The 7,896-nt window shown below is 41.1% G+C and carries 6 protein-coding genes; all 6 read right to left on the bottom strand.

What is annotated here, in order from left to right; all coding sequences use genetic code 11:
• Positions 1-252 precede the first annotated feature (252 nt).
• The 6 genes from GNE10_RS29080 to GNE10_RS29055 all read right to left on the bottom strand — a co-directional run bounded on the left by GNE10_RS29080 (position 253) and on the right by GNE10_RS29055 (position 6,657).
• The gene (locus GNE10_RS29080; RefSeq protein ID WP_185569142.1) at positions 253-1,458 is read right to left on the bottom strand and encodes a hypothetical protein; all 1,206 of its coding nucleotides are present in this window, start codon (positions 1,456-1,458) and stop codon (positions 253-255) included.
• Positions 1,459-1,597: 139 nt separating this feature from the next.
• Positions 1,598-3,457 carry an iron uptake porin gene (locus tag GNE10_RS29075; protein ID WP_185569140.1) on the bottom strand — a complete coding sequence of 620 codons (1,860 nt, stop codon included), beginning with the start codon at positions 3,455-3,457 and terminating at the stop codon, positions 1,598-1,600.
• Positions 3,458-3,627: 170 nt separating this feature from the next.
• Positions 3,628-4,104 carry a hypothetical protein gene (locus GNE10_RS29070; protein ID WP_185569143.1) on the bottom strand — a complete coding sequence of 159 codons (477 nt, stop codon included), beginning with the start codon at positions 4,102-4,104 and terminating at the stop codon, positions 3,628-3,630.
• A 191-nt stretch (positions 4,105-4,295) separates the two neighbouring features.
• The gene (locus GNE10_RS29065) at positions 4,296-5,060 is read right to left on the bottom strand and encodes an energy-coupling factor ABC transporter ATP-binding protein (protein ID WP_185569138.1); all 765 of its coding nucleotides are present in this window, start codon (positions 5,058-5,060) and stop codon (positions 4,296-4,298) included.
• 27 nt (positions 5,061-5,087) lie between these two features.
• Complete coding sequence (locus GNE10_RS29060; protein ID WP_185569136.1) at positions 5,088-5,741, bottom strand: energy-coupling factor transporter transmembrane protein EcfT; 654 nt, start codon at positions 5,739-5,741, stop codon at positions 5,088-5,090.
• Positions 5,734-6,657 (bottom strand): energy-coupling factor ABC transporter permease, encoded by a 924-nt coding sequence (locus GNE10_RS29055; RefSeq protein ID WP_185569134.1) that lies wholly within the window; start codon positions 6,655-6,657, stop codon positions 5,734-5,736. The genes GNE10_RS29060 and GNE10_RS29055 overlap by 8 nt, the downstream gene beginning before the upstream one ends.
• Positions 6,658-7,896 lie beyond the last annotated feature (1,239 nt).

The raw sequence follows: 7,896 nt of genomic DNA, 5'->3' as shown, positions 1-7,896 counted from the left end.
GGGGGAAAGGGAAAGGGGAAAGGGGAAAGGTAGTCTGTAAAACGCAACAGAATAGCCGATGGTAGACTTTTGAATTGGAATATTACCCCATTTTAGCTATTATATTGATTTCATTCTCCTGTGTTCGAGTTCCAGAAGTACCCTAAAGTTTTCATGGGGAGATGGGCAGATGGTGAAGAAATCTTCCCAATCCTTTCATACTCCCCGGCTAAAGTGAAAGTTATCTGAAGATGTGCAAATTGGTGTAAATATCTAACGTACCAGCACTCGACTGCGCGGGCCGATCGCTTGTTTGGGTAAAGTCACTTTTGTACAGCTATCAGCAGAATCTTTTGAACAAGCAGTTTGAGTTAGGTTTGCAGGATTTATCACTACTTGATTAACTGTTGGAGAATTACCGCTACTGAATTCTATGTTAGGTGCTGTAGATAGTGATGGAGAATTGGATTCAGATGTGTAAGTTGTAGTCGTCGGCGAAGCGATCGCACTACCACTATTAACTATCGGTGTCACAGTGATTGCATCGCCACTATTAACTATTGGTGTCACAGTGATTGCATCGCCACTATTAACTATTGGTGTCACAGTGATTGCATCGCCACTATTAACTATCGTTGGAAGAGTGGGCGTGCTGCCACCGCTAACTACAGGTGCGGGAGTGGGTGTACTGCTACCACCGCTAACTACAGGTGTAGGAGTGGGTGTGCTGCTACCGCCACCACTTGTGGGTGTAGGAGTTATAAGAGTTGCATTTGCAGGTACTTTAATTGTCAATTTCCCTATAAAAGAGTTAGTCATTTCCAAGGATGTCACCTTTGGGGAACCAGGGAGATCTGACTTGAAATCGAAGACTGTGGGAGTTGCGCCACCATTAGGATCGCTATACCTGGGCCCGTATCCACTGACTTCAAAAGTTCCTTGATACTGGTTTCCGGTTTTTGGGTCGGTAACAATACCTGTGTATAAAGCTTTTGTGAGATTAAATTCATCCTGAACAACTCCTTGAAACTTAGTTCCGGCTACTTGTCCCTGATATTTAAAACCTGTCAACTCGCCGTCAGAGAGAACAGGTGAATTCAGAACGCCATTAAAGGAGATGATGGGAATTCCTTTAAAGTCAACAAAATAATGCAAAGTACCATCATTACGTGTTTGTACTTTCACATAATCAGACTTGTATATAGGGACGTAGTTAGGATTGTTTTTAGTACCCAAGTTCCGCGAGTAAGTCCCCGTGTCGTCTGTGTCAATACGAGTAATGCTTTGATTGAAATTCGGATTATTAGTAGGGAGTTGAATTGTACCTGATAATGTCCCAGTGCTTTGAATTGTGATTTGAGCTAAAGCACTTGTTCCACCTAAAGCAATAATGAGTGCGGCTAAACTACTGCTGCTAACAACCGCACAATAGAATTTTGGATTTTTGCAAGTGTTATGAGTTGATGAATTTACCGTCATGAAAAATTTGCTCCTTTAATCACGTATGAAAAAATACGCATGTTTTTTTTCTGCGTTCCATTAGTCAATAGAAGCATTTATCTACTGATTTTGTCAGTAATAAAAAAGCGTATTTCATTACATTTACATCAGTACAAAATTAAAACCGGAAAGTTGCTCTTAATGCTCCAACCACTAAAGCATCGTTAACAGCGTTGTGATCGGGATTGAAAATAACAAATAAGCCTGGAGTTAGAGCAATATTGTCACTTAGTTGGGCGCGGTAAAAAAGTTCTAGATGAATTGATGTGTCAGTGCGTCCCCCTGCTGTCCCGCCATCAGAAAAGTTAGGAAGGTTAAATCCATCAGGTAAAGTACTAGAGGTAATTTTCGGTGGTTGTCCCACCAAAACACCTCCTAAATTCCCACGACGCAGCAAATTAGGAAAAGCCGCGAACACCATCCAATTGGTGGTTTCTACGCTTCCAGAAAGATTGGATGGTTTAGAAGAAGTGAAGCCACCCCAACCACCTACCTGTAAGTTGGGGTTAATTCGCCAAGCAACGGTAGCGCCAACTGCGTGGGTATTGAAAGCTGTAGCATCAGCAAAAGGGGAAATTAATTGAGAATCCCCGATACCAGTTCCCAATAGTCCATCTGGGGAGTGGGAATAAAGGTAATGTATGCCGATATCAAGATTATTAGTAGGTGCTAAACTTAACTGAGCACCAGTAGTAAATCTACCACCAAATAATCCACCCTGGTTGATGTTGCCAGGAAAACTGGGAATTTCTGCACTGTAAACACCTTGCAAACTAATGCGATCGCTAATTTGCCAGTCAAAACCTATACCACCAGTACCGTTACCAATGCCTAAAATTGGATTACGTTGACCAAATAGAGAAATTGCACCATCGCTAGAACCTTCTAATGGGCTAATACCGCGAAAAGTGTTGATGGGGTTGACTCCCGCCGTACCGACGACAATTCCCAAATTATCCGCAGCGAGAAATCTATAAGATAAATCACTAATCACCACATTGTTGTCTGTGTTGGACTCGAAACCCAACCGCCCCATATTTGTAGATAACAACGATGCATTAGAACCTAAATTTCCCGCAGACAATCCTGTTAACAGCAAATCTCGCCCGGTAAATGAAGTTGCTAAGGTTAGTTGGGCGCTACTTGTGAAAGTAAGATTAGTTTTTCCCTGGCGTTCGGGTATTCCATCTCTGGGAAATAAATCTGCATCAGTGGTATTGGTTCCCTGAACGCTAAGAACAGCTTGACCGAATAATCTCGTGGTTGTAGAAAATTGATTACCTTTTAATTCACTCGTTTGGTTTTCCACAGCTTCGACACGCTGCTGTAATTGTTGCAATTCTGCTTTAAATTCATCTTGTAATTTTTGCAGTAGGGCTAAATCTTCATCGTTAACAGTATGAAGTTGATTGTTAGCGTAGGCGTAGCCCGCCGCAGGCATCGCTTGATTAATCTTCTCTAAACAAGCATTTAAACCAGCTGCAAATTCATAACGAGTAATAGTACGATTTCCCAAATAAGTATTATCGCCATATCCCGCAATGCAGCCATAACGTTCTACCAAAGACTGCAAAGCACCAAAAGCCCAATCAGCAGGTTGCACATCCTCAAGGTGTGATACCGAATTAACTTGAGACATTGGGTCATCTGAATCTGCGGTTTCAGAATTGTTGTTGTCAAGTTCTTTCGTTGGAGGTTGAGTATTTTTTGATTCAGGCGAGTGAGAAGAACTGATAAATTGAATTTTTTCTCTACTTTTTGTCAGTATATTTTCGTACTTAGTTTTTACAACTATTGGAGTACTGATATCTGGCTGTACAAATTCAGGTGGTGTAATTTCAACAGGCGTAACTACTTCAGATAAATTTTTTTGTATTGACTCCTGCACCTGATTATCTGGCTCGATTACAGTATTTTCTGGGAAATTGAGCGCAGATACTGGCGCTGTTGCTAGTACACTCGCCATCAGTAGACTCATATCACTCCTGGTATTTCATTTGACTTACACCAACATTCCTTTTGACAGTCAAAGTTGGCGTATATCAGGAATATTTTTAAAAAAAGAGTGATAAAAGTTACTGATTTTTAGTAGGAGTTGGGAGGATAAGGGAGAAGAATTAATAAACCATGCCCCATGCCCAAATTAGATTACTCTGCCTGCTTACAATATTTATTCATTTCATCGACTAACTTATCTGACTGCTTACCAAGAGCTTCAGCAGCCGTGAGTGATGAATCAATTTCGGTTCTGGCTTTTTGAATTCTGTCCCTACCAGTAGCGGAGGCTTCTGCTATTTTAGCTGAACCTAACGCCCTACCTGCTTTGGCGATCGCTTGACCGAGGTTTTGAAAAATCTTAGCAAAACTGCTTTGATATTCCTTGAGCTTGGGGTCTGTTAAATTCAACTCCTGAATTGATTTAGTAATAAACTCCAAATCTTTAGATAGCTGAATACTGGTTATAACTTGCGTTCCTTTATTTTTATCAATTAATGACGTTCCTTCATTAACAAGTTTAATCAATCGCTCGCATTGGGAGACTTTAGTTTCGCTGCAACTAGTAATAAACAAAGCAATGCTCAGGCTCACAGGAGCAAGAACAGTATATTTATGTAAAATCGACATTAACACCCCAAGACCAATCAAACCGAGAATATAGTATCTAATATTACTCATAAAGGAGGCATTGGTTATTGGGCATGGAAGACGATAAGGAAGATTTAAACTGAAAGTTTTGAACTTCAGAGGCTCAAAGTTCCAGTTCAAAACCTCAACGCTCAAACTTATTTCCCCATACCCCATGCCCAATGCCCAAATCACCAATCTACTGGCAAACCCAACTGGTCTAAAGTCGTACCATCTTGCAAAAGTGGTTGAATGTCGCCGTCTATTTGAATGCGACCACCAGATAGCACCAAGGCACGTTGAGTAACTCTACCCAACCAATGCAGATCGTGAGAGGCAATTAAGATTACTTCTACGGGTAACTTGAACAATACTTGTGCCAAATGACGCCGCCATGCTGGATCGAGACCGTTAGTCGGCTCATCTAAAATCAAAATCGTTGGTTCTAGGGCTAAAATTGCGGCGAGGGCGGCGAGGCGTCTTTGTCCGCCGGAGAGTTCGTGGGCAGAACGATTAGCGTAGGCTTCTAGTCCAAAATCTGCTAATAACTGACGGGCGCGATCGCTAGCTGCTGCTGCTGACATGCCATAGTTGCGCGGCCCGAAGGTGACATCTTCTAAGATGGTGGGCATAAATAATTGGTCATTGGCATCTTGGAAGCTAAAACCGATTTGACGACGTATTTGGGGTAAAGTTTTCGGTTGTACGGGGATGCCATTAATGGTAATTTTCCCGGATTGTGGTTCTTTTAAGCCAATTAGGTTTTCTAACAACGTGCTTTTTCCAGAACCGGTGGCTCCCATCAAGGCCACGCGATCGCCTTTGTTCAAGCTAAAAGAAATTCTTTGCAATACTGCTTCTTGGCGGGAATATGCATATACCAAGTTCTCAACCTCGACTACGGCGGCGTGGGGTTTATTGCTCAATGATTGGGAGTTGGAAGTTAAAGATTTCAAAATTTACCTGTGTGAGGGAGTGGGGAGTTAAATTTTGTAGGAAGTTACGGTGATGGTGGCAGCGATGACCCAAGCTAATAACAGGGTAAAACGCTCTTTTGGTCTGAGATTGGAATCTATTGGTAATTGTCCGTTGTAACCACGAGCTACCATTGCTGCGTAAACTCGTTCTGCTCTGTCTAAGCTACGGAGATACAAGGCTCCAATCATTGCAGCACTAGTGTAGCGCAGCCATACCGCAGTTCCAGTTAAACCTCGTAATTGAGCGCTGCGTTGCATACGTGTAACTTCTGAGAGCAAAATCTCCATATATTGCCCAGCTAGAAGTAAATTTTCTTTGATAGGTGCTGGTACGGGTAAGCTTTTGAGGGCGATACCAAAACTGTGTGGTGGTAGGGTTAACAAAAAACTATTCATCGCAAGCAGACAAATCAGGGAACGAACTAGTAAAAAACTAGCTTTCTGCCATCCCAAAGGTAATGTCAGCAACGATAAAAAAATCAACTCTGTACCAAGTAATCCACCCAACTGGCGAATTGGTGCGCGCAACAGCCAAGCCCACAAAAGTGCGATCGCCCCATACACACTCAGCCCATACCAAGCATGATGCTTTAATAAAGCTGCCCCCACCACAATCACTAGGGACAGTTGCAAACGTAGCGGTAAGGAAAGGTTAAGCATTTTTTGGTTTCACTATCTTGGCAATGCCAAAGGCAACAGCAAAGCAAACCGCAGCCCCCACAAGTCCAGCGATGCTAGTGCCAATTGCTCCTAAACCTTCAATTCCATAGTCAGCTAGGGGAGTCGGTACAATTATCCGTACTTTGTCAGCTAGGTTAATGAAACCTAAGTTTTCCGCAACTTTTTCTAAACCATCAGGCCAAGCGGAGGCAAACAGTGATAATACTCCTGCAATCAAAAAAATACTGACAATAGGTACTGACCATCCACGAAATTCGTGCTGTTCTCCTGGTAATAAATCTGGTCTGGTGGTGGCTAAGTAAGTGAGTACACCACCAGTAATTAGACCTTCACCAATGCCAATCAAAATATGTATGCCCGTCATGGCTGGTAAAACCACGGCTACAGGTGCAGTTCCAGAGAGGGCTAATTCAATGGCTGCTGCGATGGCGGCTACTACTACACTAACACCAGCCGCAATACCAGCAGCTAATGGTAAACGCCCTTTAGACCCTCCAAACAGCCGTTGTAAGGTTTGGGTCAAAATCCAGCCTACCCAAACGCCAATTACTGCCATGTTCAAAATATTTGCCCCTAATGCTGTAATTCCACCATCAGCAAACAGCACGGCTTGAATAATTAAAACTGTGGCAATAGACAGCATTCCTGCCCAAGGACTACCTAAAACGATCGCCGCTAATGTTCCCCCCAATAAATGACCGCTAGTACCTCCTGCTACAGGAAAATTAATCATCTGGGCTGCGAAAACAAAGGCAGTGGTTAGCCCTAACAAAGGAGCGCGACGCACACCAAAGGCCTCTTGCGATCGCCCCAAGGCCACAAAAAGGGCTGCCACACTCGCTAAACTAGTAGCTCCCGCCACTGGCACGGAAACAAATCCATCCGGAATATGCATAACTACCCTGTATTTTAGATTTTTACTTACTCAAAACAAGTAATAAAGTAACAGCATATAAATTAATAACAAACAAAACTTTTCTCCTGTTTGCAATGCCCCAATGGGGGATTTTTTTGTGTTACTTTTGACAGATTTACAATACAATATTTACTGCTGATAACACTTATTCTTTTGTTTTTATTAATTTTTATAAACTTTCAATTTCAATATATTACTAAACTTTAAATGATTATTGCACAATTGAAAAATCTTGATAAATATCTGCACTAATATCTTTTACCGCAATCCTCTTTCAATTGTGAATAATATCGGTGTTGACTGTTGACAGTCCAAAACTCTAACAACTAATATTTCAGCAATTATAGGAATCCTATTTGATTTTTGAATAAAATACCGTACATTTTACTCTTTATATAACCCTGTTGCCTATTGCCTCTTGCCTGGCTATACAGAGCAGTTCATTAATAAAATTGAACTGCTATATTTTGGATTGATATACTAAGGTTGAAAAATACGCTATTACACTGATAAATTGCACATTCATTCATCAGGTTTATTGACTGTTGACTGTTAATTATTGACTATTGACGGTGAACAATCCTAAATTATTAATGAGACACAACCAAGGACAAATGACCAATTAAAAAGGATAATCAACACCGATATTTTTCACAACTAAAATAGGATTTGTGATTGTTGAGTGTTAACCACCATAAAGCGTTTTTCAGGTAAATGAAGTACACAGGTATGGCGTAGGCTTTCCCTTCCCGTAGGGTACGGTCGTTCACGTTTACAATTACTGTTTTAAAATGGTATCCCTATTTCACACTCTTCCATCATTCTGGTTAAAGAAAAATTTCAGCTAAGTTTTCAACAACAAGGCAAGAGAAAAACTGAGTTTAGAGGTTATTTATAAAGTGAAAATAAAATTAATGCAGTGGACTGACACAGCTAAAATATTGCAATAAAATTTGTTGTGTGCTAAGCTTTCTAGCCCGCCCCGGATGCGCGTTTCGCCCATCCCACAAGAGTGAAGCTAATGCACTATTTTAAGCTTGCCACGCTACTACAATTTAAACTTTACTTTACAAATCATCTCTGAGTTTTTTCTCTGGAGAAAAAAAATTAAACAACTTAAGCCTTGCAGTACTAACCTCTAAATTAGAAGGTAATTAACAGAATATATGTCACTTAGTCAAGAAATAAATCATTAATTTTAATTATTAAATATGAAAA

The sequence above is a fragment of the Nostoc sp. 2RC genome, from assembly GCF_014222165.1.
GTDB lineage: Bacteria > Cyanobacteriota > Cyanobacteriia > Cyanobacteriales > Nostocaceae > Nostoc > Nostoc linckia.
This window is presented reverse-complemented; position numbering and strand designations above follow the sequence as displayed.

Coding starts and splice junctions, on each gene's coding strand:
- GNE10_RS29060 (WP_185569136.1), bottom strand. CDS start 5,741: ATGCTTAACCTTTCCTTACCGCTACGTTTGCAACTGTCCCTAGTGATT.
- GNE10_RS29070 (WP_185569143.1), bottom strand. CDS start 4,104: ATGTCGATTTTACATAAATATACTGTTCTTGCTCCTGTGAGCCTGAGC.
- GNE10_RS29075 (WP_185569140.1), bottom strand. CDS start 3,457: ATGAGTCTACTGATGGCGAGTGTACTAGCAACAGCGCCAGTATCTGCG.
- GNE10_RS29055 (WP_185569134.1), bottom strand. CDS start 6,657: ATGCATATTCCGGATGGATTTGTTTCCGTGCCAGTGGCGGGAGCTACT.
- GNE10_RS29080 (WP_185569142.1), bottom strand. CDS start 1,458: ATGACGGTAAATTCATCAACTCATAACACTTGCAAAAATCCAAAATTC.